Below are 21,396 nucleotides of genomic sequence, written 5' to 3'. Positions count from 1 at the left end.
TTAATGTTGATAAAGAATAAAAAAATCCTTATTATCACTGGTTCTTTCGGTAATGGACATTTGTCGGTTACGAACAGCATCGTTAATCAGTTCAATCAGATGAACCTCAGTAACCTGACACTTATTCAGCACGACCTGTTTCTTGAAGCGCATCCTGTTGTGACGTCCGCATTAAAGAAATGGTATATCAACAGCTACAAATACTTCCGCTCAACTTACAAAGCGTTCTACTACTCTAATCCAGATGAAATTAATAAATGTTTTTATAAATATTACGGCCTGAACCGTCTTATTAATATTCTGTCGAATGAAAAACCTGATTTGATTCTACTGACTTTTCCGACGCCTGTTGTCTCACTGCTCACTCAGCAGTTAAAACTGAAGATTCCGATTGCGACTGTCATCACTGATTACAATATGCATAAAAACTGGATCACACCAGGATCTCAAAAGTATTATGTCGCTGCCGAACATACGAAAGAACAGCTGACCTCTATCGGCATTGATGCTGAAGATATTCAAGTGACAGGTATCCCGATCCATCCTAAATTCGAAGTCAGACGTGACCGCGCAGCCTGGCTGAAGTCTCAGGGTCTTGACCCGAATAAAAAGACACTGCTGATGGTGGCTGGTGCATTCGGTGTTGTAGAAGGCTTCAGTGCAATGCTGAGTGATCTCAATAAACATGATATCCAGTTTGTTGTTGTCTGTGGCAGCAGCAAGAAATTACAGCGTGAACTCAGTGTATTCGACGCAGAGCCGAATATGAAGATACTTGGGTATACGAACGATATGGATGAGTGGATGAATGCCTGTGACCTGATGCTGACGAAACCAGGCGGTATCACTATCTCTGAGAGTTTAAGTCAGGCTATTCCACTTGTCTTCTTCAATCCGGCACCTGGCCAGGAAGGTGAGAATGCTGTTTATTTCAGTCGTATGGGCTACGCACGAATAACGCATACGGTCGATGAGACATTGCACGTCCTCACCTCCCTATTAACTGATTCACGCGAACTTGCACAGATGAAAAATGCCATGCAAGCAGGTTATCGTGCACATTCTTCTGAAGTCATCTGTCAGGACCTTGTGGAAATGCTGAATACATCCCTTCTCACACAGCAGTTGCAGTCTAAAGCTTCGCTCTATGCGAGAATCTTTGCAAGGTAAGATGCACGGTTCAGATTTCTCAAAGATGCTGGTCATTCTATTTCTGATGGAATTTGCCAGAGGGATGTTCATCTTGAGTTATCTGCCTATCCTGCCAACTACGGCGCTCGGAATTTCAGTTGGTGTGACCTCTGTCTGTATCTCACTTCATTTCATCAGCGATGCGCTGATGAATTTCTCGACAGGGTTTCTGCTGCGACGCTTCGGTACGAAGAAAGTCTTAAACCTATGCTTTCTGCTCGCCGTCGCTTCTCTCAGTCTGATTGTCTTCAGCCATCATATCGTTGTCTATTTCTTAGCCGCTATTCTGCTCGGTGTGGCGGTCTGTCCGATATGGGTTGTTATGCTGAGCTCAGTTAATGAAGATGCGCGCGCCAAGCAGATGGGTTACGTTTACTTCGCCTGGCTCGTCGGTATGCTTTCGGGTATGATCAGCATGAACCTGATTTTTAAAGTCCATCCGACGCGCTATACATTTTTAATGGCACTTGTTGCCTTTATTTCATGGATTCTTTATTTCTTCGTTAAGACTGAAGTCTCTTATATCGAAAAGAAATCCATGAGCGCTCAGCTTAAATTAATTAAACATGTCATGACACGACATTTAGTCTTGTTTCCCGGTATTGTCTTTCAAGGTATCGCTATCGGGATGCTGGTACCTATATTACCATCCTATGCAGTCAAACATCTGCATGTGACGACGCTTGAATATACGTATCTGTTAATCGCGGGTGGCGTAGGCTGTACGATAGCTATGCTTTTCATTTCTAAAATCATGGATCGTCTGCCTCGTTTTGTCAGCCATATCATTATTATCTTGGGATTTCTGGTCTTTGGTATCAGTATTTTCGTTTTAAGCCAGCTTCATCTCTTTATGCTGGCACTCATTATCGGGCTGATTATCGGTCTTTTCTACGGCATGCTCTTACCCGGCTGGAATACATTTGTCGCCGAAAATGTTCACGAGGAACAGAAGGAAGAGTCATGGGGCGTCTTTAACAGCCTGCAAGGAGTCGGAACAATGATTGGTCCCGTTGTCGGCGGTTTTGTCGCTGAAATAGCTAGGAACGTCAATATGACACTTTATGTATCTGCTCTCATCTTCGCATTACTTGTCCTATTTTACAGCTTCTTCTTCATCAACCAGCATCAGAAGCAAAAAAAAGAACCCTTATAAAGGGTTCTTTTTTTCGTTCTCATCTTCTACTACTTTATTGGCCTGTATCGTAATGTTCTGACGCTGTCTGTAAATATTCGTCACAATCGTCTTCAGTACAGCATAAGTCGGTACCGCTACCAAAATAGCAACAAATCCACCGAGATTACCAGCTGCTAAAATTACAGTGATAATCGTTAGAGGATGTATATTGAGTGTCTTACCCATGATGTTCGGCGTAATGACATTCCCTTCCAGCTGCTGTGCGACTGTCATAATGATGATGACATAAATCACCATTACAGGATCCTGAATCAGTGCGATGATGAGTGCCGGAATTATCGCTAAATAAGGCCCAAGGAACGGAATGAGGTTCGTCACCATCCCCCATAAAGCAAGAACAAGTGCATAATCAAGCCCGATCACAAGATAACCGATTAACAGTAATGTACCTAAAATGATACTGACTGTCACCTGACCCTGAATATAACTGCGAAGTGTTTTGTCGATATCTTTAAGCAGATTAACGATAAACTCTTTACGCTTTCCTGTAAAAGGCATAGAGGCAAAAGGAATAAAACGGTCATGGTCCTTCAGCATATAGATCAGGAAGAATGGTACAAGAATCAGTAAGAATAACGTGGAGACAAATGTAGTTAAATACTGAACGCTGTTTGTCAGTAATGTCCCCGTCATATTATTCAGTTTCTGAATCATATCATTGATACGTTGTTTGACATCATCCGGCAGCTTGTCACGCTGGTCAAGCGCATAACTAATATAAGACTGAAACTCTTTTTGGATAGTCGGGAAGTTATTGATAAATGATGACACCTGATTTGTCAGTATAGGCGCAATCATCAATACAAAGATAGCGACTAATATAATCATCAGTAGAATAATGATCAGTAAACTTTTCCCGCGGGACATATTACGTTTTCGCTCAAGATAGTTTTGAAACGGCACCGTAATGTAGTAGAGGAAACCACCTAGAATAAGGGGTAGTGCAATTGACTGCACAATCACGATCAACGGATAGAAGATATGATTGATTTCAAGGAAATATTTAATAATTAAAAATGCAAGCAGCAGCCCGACCGCTACTCTGAACCAGACTTTATTAAACATAGAGTCCTCCTTCTGTTTGATATTTTCATTATACTCTATTACCCCTAATTTATTGCCTTAAATTCATTTATGCTAAAATTAAGAAAAAGAAATGAATGATCATATGTTTAAACGTGGACTGGTTACGCCTTATGAAATAAATAGCCCTTCTCTCAACCGTTCGGTCAAGCTTGGCATCTACCTGCCTGAAAACTACTCAGCGCTCAAAGAACATGCCGTTATCATGGCATTTGATGGTCAGGATTTCAGCCAGCTGGGCCAGCTGCATAGACAGTACGAGAAGCTAAGTACTGATGTGACTGCGAGTATCATCATCTTTATTCATTATCCGGATGTGGCGACTCGTTCGAAAGAATATCATCCAGACAGCCCGCATAAAATGAAAATGATTGATTTTGTCACGACAGAGCTGGAGAGTTTCGTAACTGAACATTTTGCCGTATCTGATCAGCGACTGTTAATGGGTGACAGCCTGGCAGCGAGTATCGCCTTATCTATCTCCCTGCATGACGCACAGTTTAATCAAGCGGCATTATTCAGTCCGATGATAACAGAGGCAATCCACCAGGAACTTGAGGCGTTACGGCACCCTGTGAAGTACGTTCAGCTGATCGGTAAAGAGGAAGATGCATTTAAGCTGATGTCAGGAGAGATCGCAGACTTTCTTACGCCTAACCGTTCTTTTCACTCTGAACTGAATAATAGAGGTATCGAACATGAATACCGGGAACTGGACGGCGGCCATACGTGGAAGACATGGAAACCAGAAATCGCTTCCACTCTTTTATATTTTTTAGGAGAGTAATTTGTTATAATTGCAGTATTAACGATAAGGAGGCAACAATATGAACTTAGGTATCGCTATCTTCCCTACTTTAGAACTGCAGGAGAAAATCAATTCTTACCGCAAGCGCTATGATTCGCACTATACCGTCATCGCACCGCATATGACACTGAAAAGTCATTTTGAGGCTAATGATATAGATGATGTTGCTCAGAAAATAGCAGATGTTGCGCATCAAGTCTCTCACTTTGATATTCAGATCAATAAAGTATCGAATTTTGCACCGCTAAAAAATGTGATTTATTTCAAAGTGGAGAAAAATGATGAGCTCTCACATTTACATAGCAAGTTAGCTGAAGTCTTCGGCGAAGATCCACATCCATTTGTGCCTCACTTTACGATTGCACAGGATCTGACAGGTCAGGAATTTGAGGATGTCTTTGGCCAGCTGCAGATGACAAGTGTGAATTACAGTGAGACGATTGACAAGATCAGTCTCTGCTATCAGCTGGAAAACGGCCACTGGAACGTCTACGAAACATTTAAACTAGGCCAGTAAAAAAGAGACCTTTCAGCAGAGAGGCCACTGAAAATCTCACGATTTTCTATAAGCTCACTAATTCCAACAACTCAATAGTATAAAAGAACCCGTCAATTTCCTCAACATTAGGAAATAACGGGTTCTTTTATACTATTTTTCATCTATAAGTTTTATGATTCTTTTGATATTCACTACGAATATTGTCGCAGCCGTCTGCATTTCCATATTTAATAGACCCGCGTATTTTGATCTTTTCATACCGTGTCTATTTTTTAATTCAGAGTTCTTTGCCTCAATCATATATCGTTTTCTTGAGATTAACTTGAATCTTTCAGAATCCATGAAATTCATCTGATGTTTATGGGTTTCTGATTTTATTGTCACGCTGTATGTTTTAGATTTAGCGCCATCTCTATAACATCCTATTTTGAGAGGGCAGATCTGGCATTTATCAATGTCAAAATAATAAGTATCCGTCTGGTTTTGACCCTGCTTTTTTCCCTGACGCGCTTTTCTAACGGCTAACTGTCCTGCCGGACATACAAACATACCTGCATCCTTATTATATTCAAAGGCCTGATTCTCTTTACGGACACCATGAACAATATGGGGATGGAGCTTTGAAACCAGTTCGATATTATCATTAAAGCAGTAATCAAGATTGTCTCTTGATGAGTAGGCTGTGTCACCTATAACGGTGTCCACTTCTACACCATTTTCACGTGATTTCTCAATCAACTGCGACAGGTAACATCCATCGGATTTCTCTCCGGTAGTTACAACAGCCGCTGTGATGATACGGTCGGTGTTCATTGCGAGATGGTTCTTATAGCCAAAGAACGACTTATCTTCTGATTTGTGCCCAACACGTGCATCTTCATCCACCGATACTGTATAGGTTGACTCACAATCCTCAATTGTTTCTTTGAAATAGTTTATTTTTTCTTTCACGGATGGAATGGACAGATACTTTTCTTCTTTTAACAGATCATCCAGAAAAGATTTCGACAGATCCAGTGCTTCTTTTGTAGAACAATCATTAAGCTTTAGAGGTTTTATCTTCGTGTCATCTATTTTGCCTGCGGCATCTACAATCTGATTTGAACGTTTCTGAAGAATATCCTTCGGGAGGTAAGCATTGTACCTCGACTGACTATGGGTGGCATCAACGATTAAGGTGGACCCATTTAGAACGCCCTGATTTTGTGCTGTTTCAACGGAAGTTTTAATCAGCAGATCCAGCAGGTTCATGTCCTTGAGACGAAGCTTTCTAAACTTTGTGAGAGAACTGGAGTGAATCACTTCTTCTTCAGGCGCCATATCCAGAAAAAACTTAAAAGACATATCATAACGTGAGCGTTCCACCACATCAACGTCTGATAAATCAAAAATAACTTTCACAAGCAGATATTTAAACATTCTGACAGGACTTACGGCACTTCTTCCTTTCGTTATCGAATAATTTTCTATTACTTCATCGTAGATGAATGAAAAATCGATAATGTCTTTCACTCTTCTCAGTTTGTTATTTTTAGGTACAACTCTGTCATAAAGGTCTGAATAATTACTGTTCATCTTCTGTGAATCCGGTCTGATCATCGAACGACTCCCCCCTGTTTCCTTAAGTTTAAATGATGAGAACAAAATAAAAAACATGAATTTCAAAATTCATGTTCTCTAAAAGATTTTTATTCAATTGCGATTCTTCTTTAATCATCAGAATAATCGTAGATTATTAAAGGGGATTTTCAGTGGCCTTTCAGCAGAAGGTCTCTTTTTTAGCGGACGATATGATAACCGGAATCCACGTGAATGTTCTCACCTGTAACACCGCTGGATAGGTCACTGAGTAAATAAGCTGCCGTACGTCCGACATCAATGATATCGACATTACGTTTTAACGGGGCACGTTCTTCTACTTGATGAAGAATAGTGCTTAAGCCGCCGACACCTTTCGCACTGACTGTACGAATAGGACCTGCTGAAATAGCATTGACACGAATACCTTGAGCGCCTAAATCTAGTGCCAGATAGCGGACATTTGATTCAAGTGATGCTTTTGCCACACCCATGACATTATAGTTCTCAATTGCGATTTCGCCGCCCAGGTAAGTCGTTGTAACGATACTGCCGTTCTCTGCCATGATTTTGCTTGCTTCACGCGCAGCAATCGTCAGTGAATATGAACTGATGCTGTGTGCTTTTAAGAAACCCTCACGAGATGTCTCTGAAAAACGTCCGCGTAAGTCTTCAGGATCAGCAAAGGCAATTGAGTGATATACCCCGTTGATTTTTCCTGTCTGACCGATTTCTTCGAATGCTTGAATAATAGAAGCATCATCTTCTGCATCACATTGAACTACGAGTGCCTCACTATTGTTTTTCAAGTCAGGCAGCAGCTTAAGAATCGCTTCTTTTGAACGCTCCTTACGGTATGTGAAGATCACTTCTGCTCCTGCTGCGTCCAGCACTTGTGCTACGCCGTATCCGATACTGCGCTTGTTGGCTACACCCATAATGACAAAGCGCTGATTTTCTAAATTTAACATACTATCCCTCTCATTCTTAAATTAGTACCTACTACTAATTTATCGATAATACGCTCATATTGCAAGAAATAGTGAAAGTGTCGCGAATTTTAATCCAGTCGCGACACTTTCATTCATTTTATTCAGAAGAGTTCCAGTTCTCGTTTCAGCTGGTCCACATACTGTCTGCTACCCGTCACAATCAGACGGTCTTTAAAGTGCAGCTCAGTGTCACCATGCGGTACGATAGAATTATTATTGCGCAGAATACGGACGAAGATGATATTGCCGCCGAACGGGAATTCGCGGAGTGTCATCTCGTGATAACGCGTATTCAGCATTTCGATCTCGTAAAGTGAAGACTCGACGTTTGATAACAGGCTGAGCATATTCGGTGATTCGATCATGCTCTTCAGCAATGTTTTAGTACTGTCAAACTCATTGAAGATTTCAACACCTGCTGCCTGTAACTCGGCATCTTCGCCGGCATTCGCCTGACGACAGATGACGCGCTCAACACCATGTGCTTTCGCCATTAAAGCAACTTTGACATTAATATGTGTATCGTTTGCCGAGCAGACGACGATATCATTATCAAAAAGTCCTGCTGCTTCAAGAATCTCAGGTGCGTACTCTTCAATTTCAATGACATCTAAGTCTGTAATTTCCTGCTTATAGTTGTTATTTTCTAGATAGTACAGCGTCGGATGATAAAGTTCAGTGTTAAACGTCTGAGCAATCGGCACTGATAACTGGTTCTTGCCGATAAATGCGATGTTAATAATTCTTTCTTCACTGATCTCAACCGGAAACAGCTTCTTGAAGAATACAGGCACAATGACACATGTAATGATGGCACTTAAAATCAATGTACCGGACAATGTATTGGAAATAGTCCCCAGTTGTTCAGCAAGCTTAGCGCTGACGATAACGAGTGAGAGTGTTGAAGTAAGCAGGAAAGAAGAGGCTAAAACCGTCTTCTTGTCATACCATTTCATTAAAACACTCAGTGGAATCACTTTCGTCAGGAAGAAGATGACGAAAAGAATCGGAATGATGAGCAAGATCGATGGATCCTTCAGCAGTTCACGAATATTTAAGTCGACACCGACCATGATGAAGAAAATCGGTATAAAGAAACCATAGCCGAATGAATCAAGCTTATGAATCATATCTTTATCAGGACCCAGTAAGCTGACGACGACCCCTGCTAGGAATGCACCGAGAATATTCTCTGCACCGACCCCTTCCGCTAATGTAACGAGCAGAATAATCATGGCAAAGACCGCACGGATACCGATCTGAGTTGTCCCTTCCAGCAATTTATGGATAAGTTTAGATTTCTTGAAATAGCCACCCATGAAATAGAAGATCGCTGTAAAGACAACCAGGATACCGATCAGCCAGATAGGAGAATCTCCTTTAGCGTGAAGTGTCCCGTAGACGGTCAGTAGCAGCATCGTAGCAAGGTCTGCTATAACAGCAACTAACAGAATAATCTGCCCGATTGACGTTTTCAGCAGATTCATTTCTTTCAATGTCGGTACGACGACACCGAGCGAAATAGTCGAGATAATAATGACCATCAAGAAGACATCATCTACCAGCCCGACCCATTTCAGAATGTAAGCTGCCAGAAGAGAGAGCAGAAATATCGCTGCAAATATCGTTGAGGTCAGAAGGAGTCGATTTGGTTCCTTGGATTTAGACTTACTGTCCTTATTTGACTTAAATGCAGAGAAGTCAATCTCAACTCCACTTAGGAACATCAGGAAGATGACGCCGAGTGTGGACAGGATATTTAAAACTTCGTTCGGTTCAACGAGATTCAGCACAGATTTACCGATCAGAATCCCCATCAGAATCTCTGCTACGACCACCGGCAGAAAATTCAGATGCAGACGATTGACCAGTAAAGGCGTAATAAGCGCTGTCATCACGATGATGACAAGCGATAACATATGATGATGTTCCATATTTACCTCCTATTTATAAAAAATCAATTTATTATATCATATTGGTATGACAAAACTTAAATCATGTGGTACTGGTGCCTGACTAGTCATTATCTGTTTGGTAACTGGATGTCTAAATGTCACTTGAAAAGCGTGGAGTGCCTGGCGCTTTAATGAATGATCAGTCCCATAAAGCGTATCGCCTAATAGCGGATGACCGATCGCTTTAAAATGAACGCGAATCTGGTGGGTCCTGCCTGTATGCAGTCTGACAAGTGCGACAGAATAATCATGGCGTATCAGCGTCAGATAACTCGTCAGCGCAGGTTTGCCGTCAGGCGCTGTCACACGCTCGATAATTGACTCTGACTTGCGTCTGATTGGGAGATCAATGGTTCCGCGTACAGGCAGCTGACCTGTTACCGCACATAGATACAGCTTATCGATGATACCCGTCATCCAGTGATGAATCAGCTGGTGTTTGGCAAATATAACGACACCGCTTGTCTGCCTGTCGAGTCTCGTGACGATATGCGGGATGCCAGTTGTGCCTGTCTGCTCGAAATGAAATAACACGCGTTCCAGTAAGCTGTCGTGCGGGTGTAGCTGTGAAGGCATCGTCGACACCCCGGCCGGCTTGTTGACCATACAAAGCGCTTCGTCTTCATAAAGAATCGTTAATGGCCCCGTGCTGGGCACGAGACTTGCACTCGGTGTTTCTGCCGGTAATCGGACGGTGACAATATCACCCGGCATAACAGTCGCACGCACAGTTTTTTTATCACCATTAACTAAAAGAGCGCCATTCAGCTTGATGGCGCTCAGACTTTTTTTTGATATAGACTGCTCTGCTAAAAAGGCGCGCAGAAGCATCTGTTCAGTTACTTGAAATTTAAGTTCCATATTATTCACTCGCTATAAAGGAATCGTGCACGCGTTTCCAGAACGGGAATGGGCGGAAACGAGCAAACCTGATTTTTTCATCTGCAACGCGGTACTGAATGGATTTAATACCTTGATGTTCACTTGTAATGTGATCAATCGTCAACATAAACTTCCCTTTGTTGACCGGCGTAACGTGCAATGTATGATGTTTCGGTAAAATCAGCGGACTACCCACTGTTCTGAACACCCGGTTGTTGATAGACGCTATCTCTGTCATCTGCATTGCCTCGAGTGACGGATGCATCAGTGCGCCGCCCAGCGCTTTATTATAGGCTGTAGAACCACTTGGTGTAGACAGACAGAGTCCGTCTCCTCTGAAACGTTCGAAGTGCTGACCCCGGATATCTACATCAACGACCAGTGTGGCACCATTATGTGTTTTGATGGTGGCTTCGTTCAGAGCCAGGAAACGGGTCTCACGGCCTTGTTCATAACGCACAATCGTTTCGATGAGCGGATATTCAATTCGCAGCATCGGTTCATTCTTAATCGCAATGACCAGTTTTTCCACTTCATGCGGCAGCCAGTCTGCATAGAACCCTAGATGGCCGGTATGTATACCGACGAAACTGCAATCATCCAGACGATGACTATATGTATGGAATGCCTGGAGGAGTGTACCGTCACCTCCGACAGAGATGACGATGTCCGGTGCCTCGGTATCCTCAATCATTTCGAAGTCCTTCATATAACTCATCATCTTCTGTTTAAGGGCATCACTTTTCGAATCGCCTTTAGATAATATCGCAAATTTCATATGCGTTCTCCTTATCGTTCACTTCGTTGTTCGGTATAGAACTTCTGTGCCTCAATGATCTCTTCGCGAATCTCAGACATCTCCTGATCCAGAAGATAGGCCGCTTCAGCCGCATTTTCCAGACGTGTCTGTATCTGCGGTGGATAATCACCATCATATTTATAACGGAGCGTATGCTCAATCGTTGCCCAGAAATTCATAGCAAGTGTACGGATCTGAATCTCAGCCAGAATAAACTTCTGCCCGTCAAGCGTCTCAATCGGATACCGGATGATGACATGGTAAGAACGATAGCCGCTTTCCTTCGTTTCTTTAATGTAGTCACGCTCTTCAACCACTTCGAAATCCTTGCGGTCACGAAGCAGCTGAACAACCGTGTCGATGTCATCAACAAACTGACACATCAGTCTGAGTCCAGCAATATCATACATCTCTTCAGACAGTTTATCGAATGGAATTCCCCTTTGGTTGGCTTTCTCGATAATACTCGGAATCGGCTTCACACGACCTGTCACAAATTCTATCGGTGAAGATAACCCTGCAGAATGATATTGCTTCCGGATTCCTTTTAATTTCATCTTAAGTTCATCAATCGCCTGTTTATAAGGCGCTAAAAATATGTCCCATTGATTCATACGGGCTCACCCCTTTATAACGCGAATACCTCTTCTACTTTTTCAGTAAACGCTTTGCCGTAGTTATGGTTATCTTTAATGTTGTCGAGCAGCAGCTCAAACTCTTCTGTGAAGCGCACAAGTTCAATCGTTCCGTATAAATACCAGTCCTTGTCCTTATACTGGTTCATCATCTCCCATGTTTCTTCTACGAAACGGAGATGCTGGTAGCGTTCACCATCATCCAGCTGATAGACGAACTGAAAATGGTCGCTATCTGTGATCATCTGACCTGTTGCGGTCAGTTCAAGTGGTTCTTCTGCTGTAAAGACATGAACCTGGTCATTCACTAACTTGATTTCATTAACATGTAAATTCATTATAATCTCTCCTTTGACAAACATATTTTATCATAAAAAAGCGCTTCAATATAGAGAATCCCTCTGACTTTACTTCAAATAGATTGTCCGCCATAATAATTGTTGGAGGGGATAACGTGGAAGAATTAGAAATCGAATTTAAAAATTTAATCGATTACCCTGTATACGATCGTCTCAGAAATACTTACTTTAAAGAAGCAGCTGTGATTACACAGACGAATTTTTATATTGATAATACGCATGAAGAGATTGCTGCAGCTCGTATAGCTCTTCGTATACGCGATACAGGTGACAGCCTGATGATGACGCTGAAAGTCCCGCAGGAAGTGGGCATTATGGAATACCATGGTAAGATTAATCCGACCATGCTGGATGATGAGCATATCAACCAGCATGAACTTCCTGATAATATCAGACAGCAGCTGGAATCACGCGGGATTGATGTAGACTCTCTTTACATTGTCGGTGCTTTGTCGACAGAACGTCGCGAAATTCCATATGACGGCGGTCTGCTCGTTCTAGATGCCAGCCACTACCTCGATACAGAAGATTTTGAGCTTGAATATGAAGTGTCAGATTACGAAAGTGGCCTGGAGAAATTTGAGACATTCCTTTCTCAGCAAGGCATTCAGTCGAAGAAACCACTTAATAAAATACAGCGGTTTTATGCGAGACATAAAGCGCTTACAAGCAAATCACTTTCATAATTCCATATAAGTGATATATTAAAGTAAAGGACGAAAATTATGGTCACACCTTATGAAGCAATCGGACAGGAAACGCTTGAAGCTGTAATCGATCGTTTCTACTCTTATGTAGAGGCTGATTCCAGAATCAACCACCTTTTCCCAGGTGACTTTGCAGAGACTGCCCGCAAACAGAAGCAATTTTTAACACAGTTTTTAGGAGGACCTGCGCTCTATACCGAAGAGCATGGTCATCCTATGCTCAGAATGCGCCATCTTCCTTTTAAAATCACGACATTCGAACGTGATGCCTGGGTCGACAATATGACCCGAGCACTGAATGATTTCGATATGGACAGTGAACTCAGAGCATTTATATTGGAGCGTCTCGAAATGACAGCCACACATATGGTGAATTCTGAAGACTAAATGTAGGTGATAGCATGAAACCTTTACAGCTTATAGAATGTCAGACGAATATTCCGCTTCAGCCTTTAAAGAAGATTGAAATCTATTCTTTTTTCGATCCATTCTGTAAGGACAGCTGGGAACTGAAGTGTATTCTTCGTAAACTGCAAATTGAATATAACCAGTATATTGAGATTAAACATATCTTACTGCCTACTCTGCGTATATTGACGAAATGTCAGGCACAGAGTACGACGGAAGACGATAATATCGCACTCGCTTATAAGGCAGCAGAACTACAGGGACGTAAAAAAGCATCCATGTTTCTGCGTTACCTGCAAAACGAGACGATGACAAAGAATGATATTATTACGCGCGACCTTCTGATGCAGTCGGCAGAAAAAGCCAGACTTGATCTGGATACGTATGCCGAGGATATAAGAAGTACACACGTCACGAACTCATTAAAAATCGATCAGCATATCGCGCGTGAAATGGAAGTGACGATGTCTCCTACTCTCGTGTTTTTCAATGAGAATTACGAGGACGATGGACTTAAAGTAGAAGGGGTCCAGCCTTACGCCATTTACACGTATATTATCAATGAGCTCATCGAAATGGATATCGAGAAGGAGCTGCCTCCTACTATTTTCGACTATATCACACAGCATGAACTTGTAAGTGAAACAGAACTTGAGATTATTTACGAATGGCCAAAGAAAATACTCGACCGTGAACTAAAGAAACTGAAGTTAATGAGTAAAATAGAAGAAATCTGTTATAACGAGAATAAATACTGGCGAAAAAAAGAGTGACCTTTCAGATGAGAGGTCACTCTTTTTGTATGAAGAGGCTGTAAAGTCTAGCAGATCTTGTTTGCTAGACTTTATTCATGTGATTCACTGCTTATTTTCTACGTATCGTCCCGCAGATCCTGTTTCCGGGACGTTGCTCATGCGCTACATTGCTTTTTGCTTATATTAAGTCACCCCACTACCTCCCTCTTAAAAAAAGCCATAAAAAAATACCGTGTCTGTATACACGGCATTTTAAACAAAGGGGATGGGAGAAATTTTCACTCAAACAAAGGGGTATGTTTGGTATGTGATAAATTTCATATTGGTAATATATCATGATTTTTAAATCATCGCAACGATATATATCCAACTTCACATTATTGTCATAATGAAAACGTTTTATTATCTGTTATACATTTTTTTGATTAATTTTTCAAACTCATCCAAGCGTGTTTCAAAGACTTTGCAGGCCTGTTCTATAGGTTCGCTCGTTGTCATATCAACGCCTGCTTTCTTTAATACTTCAATCGGATAGTCTGAACTACCAGCTTTCAAGAATTCATTGATGTAACGTTCTACTGCAGGCTTTCCTTCTGATAATATCTGGTTACTTAATGCTAATGCAGCGCTATAACCTGTTGCATACTGATAGACATAATAGTTGTAGTAGAAGTGCGGGATACGGCTCCACTCTTTAGAAATATTGTCGTCTGTTTCTACGGCTTCACCGTAATACTTCTGATTTAACTTGGCATATTCAGCATTGAGGCGTTCACCTGTCAACGGTTCATTATTTTGTGCCAGTGTATGGATCAAGTGTTCAAACTCCGCAAACATTGTCTGTCTGAAAACTGTTCCTTTAAAGCCTTCCAGCTGATAGTTGAGGAGATACAGTTTCTTCTTCTCATCTGTTAGTTTCTGATACATGTGATGTGCGAGTAACGCTTCATTACAAGTAGATGCTACTTCAGCTACAAAGATAGAATATCCGGACATATTGGACGGTTGGTTTTTACGAGAGAAATAGCTATGTGCTGAGTGACCGAATTCGTGTGTTAATGTAAATGTATTGTTTACTGTATCTGTCCAGTTCATCAGAATAAAAGGATTTGTACCATATGTTCCAGATGAATAGGCACCGCTTCGTTTGCCTTTATTCTCATAAACATCTACCCAGCGATTGTTCAGGCCTTCTTCAATGACATCTGTGTACTCTTTCCCCATCGGTTCAAGTGATTCCAGCACCCATTTTTTCGCTTCTTCATAAGTGACTTCAAACTTCTCATCCTGCACAAGTGGTGTATACATGTCATACATTTTCATGTCTTCTAAGCCGAGCAGTTCTTTACGCAGTTTTGTATAACGATGTAATAGCGGCAGATGATCATGAATCGTTTTGATCAGATTATCATAGACTGCTTCAGGAATATCATTATTGCTCAGTGCCTGCTGGCGTGGTGAGTCATAGTTTCTGACTTTACTTGAGAATAAAGCAGACTTCACTTTACCTCCTAATGTCTGTGACAATGTATTGTTGAACTGACCATACGCACGGTAGACTTCATTATATGCATTCTTTCGGAGCACGCGGTCTTCTGATTCCATATACTTGCTGTAGGTCCCTTGAGATAACGGATGCAGCTGACCATCTTTATCCGCGACATCTTCAAACTTCAAGTCAGCATTATTGAACATACCGAAGACATTGCTTGGTGTGGACAGTGCTTCACTTGCTTCAGCTAAAATCTTTTCTTCTTTATCAGAAAGGACATGTGCTTTTTTCTTCATGATGCGTTCTAAATCAAATTTGTAGCGCTCGAGTTCCGGCTTTTCTTCTACAAAGCTCTCAATCGTTTTTTCATCGATTGTCATCAGTTCAGGCATCATAAAACTCCAGGCACTTGATAACTTTGCAGCAAGTGATGCCGCACGCTGTTCCATCCCTGCATAATGCGCATCTGATGTATCCTGATCGTGCTTTAAGTGTGCATATGTATAGACCTTGCCTAACTTCTCATCGATTTCACTATCGAGTAAAAGGGCCTGATACAATGTCTCTGCACTCTCTCCCAGGCGACCCTTTACTTCCTCCTCACGACCGATATAACTCTCAGTATCTTTAAATGCAGCTTCAAAAGCGGCATCGTCTTTAAAAATCGTCGTTAAGTCCCATGTGTTTTCTAACTTCTGTTCTGCTCTAGTAATTAGTTCAGCCATATACTTTCCTCCAAAAATTTAGATTATTATAATTTTCTCACTTTTCAGTCATTAATGCACGTATAATTTCTTATAAGCAGCTAAATACTGTGCAACCAGTTCAGACACAATCTCATACTCAGATAACAGCGTATGAACACCGTAAAAATCCAGTTTGTCAGCTAAACGTTCTACCGTATATGTTTGATTCTTCAGTAGCAGCAGGAGCATACTCTGCCATGTAATCGGATGCGTCCTGATATAGAACTGATGTGGCACGACGATTCCGATAGACTGAGGCAGCGTGCGGTGATTGATACCTAACTGGTACAGAGCACTCAGTGTTGGTTCCCTCACATCTTTCAGCTGCAGACATCGTCTGATAAACATATTCTGCTGCTGTTTCGTCAGCTGATGAGATTGTCTCGTAACTACCCGGTCTATCATGAATGCTTCAAAACACGAGACACTGTACCTCTCATATGTGACAGAAAGTGTCGGTGTTATATCACCTAACTGATAGCAGTAAAACTGATCCTCGCTTTTGTTATAACTGAAAAGCTGCATACGCTCAGTCTGGACCAGCGCACGTTGAAATGCCGTCAGCTTCAGCATGCAGTCATTCCGTGATAGAGCCTCATCTTCTGCTATCCAGATGACATCCATGTTCAATCGCCTGTAACCTGCACTTCTACGTAATATTGCATCGACTGGAATGACAGAGAGCTGCAATTCTAAAGCGAGTGTCCTGTCCACCAGGATATCCGGTATCTGTTCGATTTCACTTAGAAAATATTCCATATCCACCTGATAAGCTCTCGCCATATCATAGAGATGATGCTTTCCCTGCAGATGAGCAAGCGACTCTGTCTTATAAGTTGATTTATGACAGTCAATGACACGCTGGTGCGAGAAATGCGCAATTTTGTAACGTCCTTGTTTTAAAGTCACGGGTTTCAAACATACAGGACAGCGGTAATGCAGTTTTAAATCTGCCTGATGTGCCTGAGTGTAGATTCCTTCTTCTGTGACAGCGATCAACATAAAAACACCCCCTACTAAATAATCGTAGAGAGTGGACAATATTATTTTTAAAGATTCTATAGTTTGTGTAAATTACACTGAGAAATAGTGTCTCACTTGACGACGAACATTATGACTCATAATGACTTTACCGTATTCCTCCAGCATTGGATGATTCATTTTAGAAGGATTCGCATATTCAAAAAGATGGGAGACATAGCTGTCCATGGCATCTTCCGTTGCACGGCTGTCAAAATGAACGTAATAGTAATATTTATTGTCATGCATATAGAGCAGGTCTTCCATATCTACTTCTATACTATCTGCATGACTGAACTGGATGACTTCCTCAAGACTGGCAAACTCCGCGACTAATTCACGGCTTTTCTTACGTTTGTTATCCTGTGAAGCTCTATCTAATAAATCTGCAACGCCGTGGTCATGTTCCAGCGCTTTATTTAAGTATTCATTGACTTGATATTCAAGCTGATCACTTGTCTCTTCTTCAGGCAGATGCATGAAATCGTCCTGTTTTGACTTCGTCACAACGAATTCAATTCCTTTGTCGAAAGCATGGACTTGTATCCATAGAGGTCCTTCTACAACAAATTCCTCTTCTTCATTGATTTCTTCCATCATAGACCAGAAGAACTCTTCCCCTTTACGACGGTTCATCCACAGGTCATCCTGCCTGAAACCGCGTTCTTCGATATCACGGTAAGTCAGATAAAATTTAATCGTTGACTCATTAATGCGTTCTATTCTCATCCCAATACCTCCTTACTGATGAGTAGTATCACTATTGTATTATACTCATCCGTAAAAACCTAACAATTTGATTAAAAAAAGCTACCTCTAAAGAGGTAGCTTAGTCAACCATACGTTGAGCTTCAAGAAGCTGGAATGTACGGACTTTACGTGGTAAGAAACGACGAATTTCATCTTCGTTATAACCGACCTGCAGACGTTTTTCATCTAAGATAATCGGACGACGTAATAATCCTGGGTTGTCCTGAATAATCTGATAAAGTTCCTGCAGAGGAAGTGCATCGATATCTACATTTAATTTCTGGAACGTTTTAGAACGCGTTGAGATAATCTCATCTGTCCCGTCTTCTGTCATGCGTAAAATTGCTTTTATTTCATCAATTGATAAATTTTCTGAGAAAATATTGCGCTCCGTATACGGAATATCATGTTCTTGTAACCATGCTTTCGCTTTACGGCAAGATGTGCAACTAGGTGAAGTAAATAATGTTACCATACATCTCACACTCCTAATAATTTTAATTTAGATTAGTGATGAATCAATTAATTCTCTATTCCCTTGTGTCAAGTGATTAAACCTGATGTTAGAAATTTCATCTGCTAACCTTATGACTTTATTATAATGAACGAAAATGAGAATTAAATGAGAAAAATGAATTAATTTTCATTTTCCTGAGAATATTTCGCAAAGTCGTCATATTTAACGGCAGGCTGAAATAGTGTACAATATAACAAACAGTTTGAAAAGGAGACTCTCTATGGAAACTTTATTTTCAGGCATTCAGCCGAGTGGTATACCGACTATCGGTAACTATATTGGTGCATTAAAACAGTTCGTCGATATCCAGGACGATTATGACTGTTATTTCTGCATCGTCGACCAGCATGCTATAACAGTACCTCAAGATAAACTCGCACTACGCAAAAATATCCGTTCCCTTGCTGCACTATATCTCGCAAGCGGTATCGATCCTGATAAAGCGACACTCTTTATCCAGTCAGAAGTACCGGCACACGCTCAGGCAGGTTGGATGCTGACTTCTATTTCGACTATCGGAGAACTGGAACGTATGACGCAATATAAGGATAAAGCAAAAGACCGTAAAGAAGGCATCCCTGCAGGTCTTCTCACTTATCCGCCACTGATGGCTGCTGATATTTTATTATACGGCACTAAAATCGTTCCTGTCGGCGATGATCAAAAGCAGCACCTTGAACTCACGAGAGATCTCGCTGAACGTTTTAACGCGCGCTATAACGATATCTTCACAATTCCGGAAGTACGTATGCCAAAAGTAGGCGGACGTGTCATGAGCCTGCAGGAACCGACTAAGAAAATGAGTAAGTCTGACAGCAACACAAAAGGCTTTATCTCCCTTCTTGATCCACCGGCAACAGTTGCGAAGAAAATTAAAAGTGCTGTCACAGACTCTGAAGGTATCGTCAGATTTGATACAGAGAATAAACCGGGTATTTCAAATCTACTGACTATCTACTCCATCTTCAGTGGTGAAACGATTGAGGCACTTGAAGCAAAATACGCAGGAAAAGGCTATGGTGACTTCAAAGGTGATCTCGCTGAAGTCGTTGCAGACTTCATCACTCAGTTCCAGGAGAAATATCAGTATTATATGGACTCGGAAGAACTGGATACCATCTTGGACCGCGGTGCTGAAAAAGCAAGCTTTAAAGCAAACAAGATGCTGAAGAAAATGGAAAATGCGATGGGACTCGGACGTAAACGAAAATAAAACACGGTCAACTGACCGTGTTTTTTCATTTAAAAAAGGAGCAATCAGCTGATTGCTCCTTTTCGTATTATTTTTTGCCTTCGATGTAAGTTTCTTTAAGTGTAGTGTCACCAGCGAATTTATGAGTGACAAGATTCTTAACGTAATCTTGACGTAAACGAGCTACTCCTGCCTGATACATCGGAATGATAACAGCATTATCCAGGAATTTTGTTTCAGCTTCCTGTAAAGTTGTCCAGCGTTTTTCAGTATCCTGCAGTAATGGACCTTTAGCATCATTAATCATTTTATCATACTCTTTATCAGACCAGCCTGTCTGGTTGTGAGCACCTTTAGTGACGAACATATCAAGGAATGTCATTGGGTCTGGATAGTCAGGACCCCAGCCGCCGAACGCAAGCTCGTAGTTACCTTTAGATTCTAACTCAAGTTTCTGTTTGAATGGTTGCTGTTTAATTTTGAGCGTGACGCCTGGTAATGAAGTTTCAACTTGCTCTTTAACGTACTCACCAGCTTTTTTAGCTGTGTCAGCATCAAATGTTAAATATTCAAATTCGAATTTATCTTTCCCAAGTTCTTTTTTCGCTTTTTCTAAATATTTTTGTGCTTCTGCTTTATCATAGTTAAGTGGAGATTTAACACCTGAGATATAGTCTTCTCCTGCTTCATTTTTCACGAAATCCTTAGGCATCAATGTATCAATGGCAACAGAACCATTGTTCAGAATTGTTTTTGTCAACTTTTCTTTATCGATAGATTTCGCTAAAGCAAGACGTAAGTTTTTGTTTGCCAAGTCTTTATTTTTACCTTGGTTCATACGAACGAAATATGTTGAGGCATCAAGTTCCGTAGAGAAGTTTTTGTCTGATTTGTATTTATCAACGTTCTCAGCCGTTAAACCAACTGCATCAATATCACCAGTTGTGTACATGTTAAGCGCTGTTTGAGCATCTTTAACAATCTGATAGTTGACTTCTGTTAATTTAACTTTATCTTTGTCCCAATATTTATCATTTTTCTTAAATTGGAAGTTTTTCTCTGTATTCCATTCGCTTAAGACGAAAGGTCCGTTATAAAGAGTTGTGTCTTTAGTCGTTCCGTATTTAGAACCTTGCTCTTTAACAAATTTCTCGTTTTGCGGTAAGAATGAACCGAATGCGAGTAATTCCTTGAAGTATGGGACAGCTGTTTCCAATTGAATTTCAAGTGTATTGTCATCTACTGCTTTAACGCCGAGTTCTGAAGGTTTCATTTTACCTTCATTGACTGCAGCAGCATTTTTAAGGTCCATCATGATATATGCATATTCTGCCGCTGTCTTAGGATCTAATGTGCGTTGCCACGCATAAACAAAATCTTTAGCTGTTACAGGGTCTCCATTTGACCATTTAGCATCTTTACGTAGTTTAACTGTCCAGGTTTTGCCGTCCTTAGAAATTTCAGGGTCCCCTTCGGCTACACCTGGTACCGCTTTATCATCTTTATCTAAAGTGTAGAGACCTTCCATTACTTGGTTGAATGTATCAAAAGAAACCTGGTCAGTCGCTAATGACGAATCAAGTGATGGGATGTCTGAACTAGAAGAAAAGTTTAATACTTGCTCTTCTCCACCGCCGCTACCAGAATCCCCAGTGGATTTGCTATCCTTAGAATCGTTGCCACCACCTGTACAAGCTGCTGTAAAACCTGAAACTGCGATTAATGATGCTAAGAATAATGAACTTTGCTTCTTCATGAATTTGCCCCCTATTGTTTAATGAAAATCAATCTGTACTGAATTTTCAGAAGATTTTTATTAATTATATTTTA

21 protein-coding genes are annotated in these 21,396 nt (G+C 41.1%); 8 read left to right on the top strand and 13 right to left on the bottom strand.

The genetic code is table 11. The features are described from left to right. Positions 1–3 precede the first annotated feature (3 nt). On the top strand, positions 4–1,170 hold the full coding sequence (locus MGG13_RS03910; RefSeq protein WP_133432784.1) for a diglucosyl diacylglycerol synthase: 1,167 nt from the start codon (positions 4–6) through the stop codon (positions 1,168–1,170). Next, the gene (gene ltaA / locus MGG13_RS03905) at positions 1,148–2,347 is read left to right on the top strand and encodes a lipoteichoic acid biosynthesis MFS flippase LtaA (protein ID WP_239035431.1); all 1,200 of its coding nucleotides are present in this window, start codon (positions 1,148–1,150) and stop codon (positions 2,345–2,347) included. The genes MGG13_RS03910 and ltaA overlap by 23 nt, the downstream gene beginning before the upstream one ends. Here the strand turns inward: ltaA and MGG13_RS03900 are convergent. After that, positions 2,342–3,454, bottom strand: a complete 1,113-nt coding sequence (locus tag MGG13_RS03900; protein ID WP_239035430.1) for an AI-2E family transporter — start codon at positions 3,452–3,454, stop codon at positions 2,342–2,344. The genes ltaA and MGG13_RS03900 overlap by 6 nt on opposite strands. A 103-nt stretch (positions 3,455–3,557) precedes the next feature. Here MGG13_RS03900 and MGG13_RS03895 point away from each other — a divergent pair, with 103 nt between their 5' ends. Further along, the gene (locus MGG13_RS03895) at positions 3,558–4,259 is read left to right on the top strand and encodes an alpha/beta hydrolase (protein ID WP_239035429.1); all 702 of its coding nucleotides are present in this window, start codon (positions 3,558–3,560) and stop codon (positions 4,257–4,259) included. Positions 4,260–4,299: 40 nt separating this feature from the next. After that, on the top strand, positions 4,300–4,797 hold the full coding sequence (locus MGG13_RS03890) for a 2'-5' RNA ligase family protein (RefSeq protein WP_239035428.1): 498 nt from the start codon (positions 4,300–4,302) through the stop codon (positions 4,795–4,797). A gap of 132 nt (positions 4,798–4,929) precedes the next feature. On the opposite strand, the gene MGG13_RS03885 is transcribed toward MGG13_RS03890, so the two are convergent. The 7 genes from MGG13_RS03885 to MGG13_RS03855 all read right to left on the bottom strand — a co-directional run bounded on the left by MGG13_RS03885 (position 4,930) and on the right by MGG13_RS03855 (position 11,958). Continuing rightward, complete coding sequence (locus MGG13_RS03885; RefSeq protein ID WP_239035427.1) at positions 4,930–6,378, bottom strand: IS1182 family transposase; 1,449 nt, start codon at positions 6,376–6,378, stop codon at positions 4,930–4,932. Positions 6,379–6,557: 179 nt separating this feature from the next. Continuing rightward, positions 6,558–7,328 carry an enoyl-ACP reductase FabI gene (gene fabI, locus MGG13_RS03880; RefSeq protein ID WP_239035426.1) on the bottom strand — a complete coding sequence of 257 codons (771 nt, stop codon included), beginning with the start codon at positions 7,326–7,328 and terminating at the stop codon, positions 6,558–6,560. 122 nt (positions 7,329–7,450) lie between these two features. Next, positions 7,451–9,283: a cation:proton antiporter domain-containing protein gene (locus MGG13_RS03875; protein WP_239035425.1), complete on the bottom strand. Its 1,833-nt coding sequence runs from the start codon at positions 9,281–9,283 to the stop codon at positions 7,451–7,453. Between the two features lie 36 nt (positions 9,284–9,319). After that, positions 9,320–10,165, bottom strand: coding sequence for an RluA family pseudouridine synthase (locus MGG13_RS03870; protein ID WP_239035424.1), 846 nt, complete (start codon positions 10,163–10,165; stop codon positions 9,320–9,322). Position 10,166: 1 nt separating this feature from the next. Next, a complete protein-coding gene (locus MGG13_RS03865; protein ID WP_133432342.1) occupies positions 10,167–10,964 on the bottom strand; it encodes an NAD kinase in 798 nt (265 codons plus the stop codon). 11 nt (positions 10,965–10,975) lie between these two features. Continuing rightward, positions 10,976–11,599, bottom strand: coding sequence for a GTP diphosphokinase (gene yjbM / locus MGG13_RS03860; protein WP_133432343.1), 624 nt, complete (start codon positions 11,597–11,599; stop codon positions 10,976–10,978). A gap of 14 nt (positions 11,600–11,613) precedes the next feature. Further along, entirely contained in the window at positions 11,614–11,958 is a 345-nt protein-coding gene (locus tag MGG13_RS03855) for a UPF0738 family protein (RefSeq protein WP_133432344.1), read from the bottom strand. A gap of 116 nt (positions 11,959–12,074) precedes the next feature. Here MGG13_RS03855 and MGG13_RS03850 point away from each other — a divergent pair, with 116 nt between their 5' ends. Genes MGG13_RS03850 through MGG13_RS03840 form a run of 3 tightly spaced genes read left to right on the top strand, consistent with a single transcriptional unit; the run spans position 12,075 to position 13,867 of the window. Further along, complete coding sequence (locus tag MGG13_RS03850) at positions 12,075–12,665, top strand: CYTH domain-containing protein (protein ID WP_239035423.1); 591 nt, start codon at positions 12,075–12,077, stop codon at positions 12,663–12,665. A 39-nt stretch (positions 12,666–12,704) separates the two neighbouring features. Continuing rightward, positions 12,705–13,073 (top strand): globin domain-containing protein, encoded by a 369-nt coding sequence (locus MGG13_RS03845; RefSeq protein WP_420827905.1) that lies wholly within the window; start codon positions 12,705–12,707, stop codon positions 13,071–13,073. A gap of 14 nt (positions 13,074–13,087) precedes the next feature. Continuing rightward, complete coding sequence (locus tag MGG13_RS03840; RefSeq protein ID WP_239035422.1) at positions 13,088–13,867, top strand: DsbA family protein; 780 nt, start codon at positions 13,088–13,090, stop codon at positions 13,865–13,867. 384 nt (positions 13,868–14,251) lie between these two features. Here the strand turns inward: MGG13_RS03840 and pepF are convergent, their stop codons facing one another. The 4 genes from pepF to spxA form a co-directional block, all read right to left on the bottom strand. Further along, positions 14,252–16,066 carry an oligoendopeptidase F gene (pepF, locus tag MGG13_RS03835; protein WP_133432348.1) on the bottom strand — a complete coding sequence of 605 codons (1,815 nt, stop codon included), beginning with the start codon at positions 16,064–16,066 and terminating at the stop codon, positions 14,252–14,254. 51 nt (positions 16,067–16,117) lie between these two features. Beyond that, complete coding sequence (locus tag MGG13_RS03830) at positions 16,118–17,089, bottom strand: competence protein CoiA (protein ID WP_239035421.1); 972 nt, start codon at positions 17,087–17,089, stop codon at positions 16,118–16,120. Positions 17,090–17,161: 72 nt separating this feature from the next. Then, on the bottom strand, positions 17,162–17,836 hold the full coding sequence (mecA, locus tag MGG13_RS03825) for an adaptor protein MecA (protein ID WP_133432350.1): 675 nt from the start codon (positions 17,834–17,836) through the stop codon (positions 17,162–17,164). A 100-nt stretch (positions 17,837–17,936) separates the two neighbouring features. After that, entirely contained in the window at positions 17,937–18,332 is a 396-nt protein-coding gene (spxA, locus tag MGG13_RS03820; protein ID WP_133452341.1) for a transcriptional regulator SpxA, read from the bottom strand. Between the two features lie 262 nt (positions 18,333–18,594). Here spxA and trpS point away from each other — a divergent pair, with 262 nt between their 5' ends. Beyond that, positions 18,595–19,587: a tryptophan--tRNA ligase gene (gene trpS / locus MGG13_RS03815; RefSeq protein WP_239035420.1), complete on the top strand. Its 993-nt coding sequence runs from the start codon at positions 18,595–18,597 to the stop codon at positions 19,585–19,587. 67 nt (positions 19,588–19,654) lie between these two features. Here trpS and MGG13_RS03810 read toward each other — a convergent pair whose 3' ends face one another. Next, positions 19,655–21,322, bottom strand: coding sequence for a peptide ABC transporter substrate-binding protein (locus MGG13_RS03810; RefSeq protein WP_239035419.1), 1,668 nt, complete (start codon positions 21,320–21,322; stop codon positions 19,655–19,657). Positions 21,323–21,396 lie beyond the last annotated feature (74 nt).

The sequence above is a fragment of the Macrococcus brunensis genome, assembly GCF_022343725.1.
Taxonomy (GTDB): domain Bacteria; phylum Bacillota; class Bacilli; order Staphylococcales; family Staphylococcaceae; genus Macrococcus; species Macrococcus brunensis.
The sequence above is the reverse complement of the archived record's forward strand: the minus strand, read 5'-3'. Positions and strand labels throughout refer to the sequence as shown.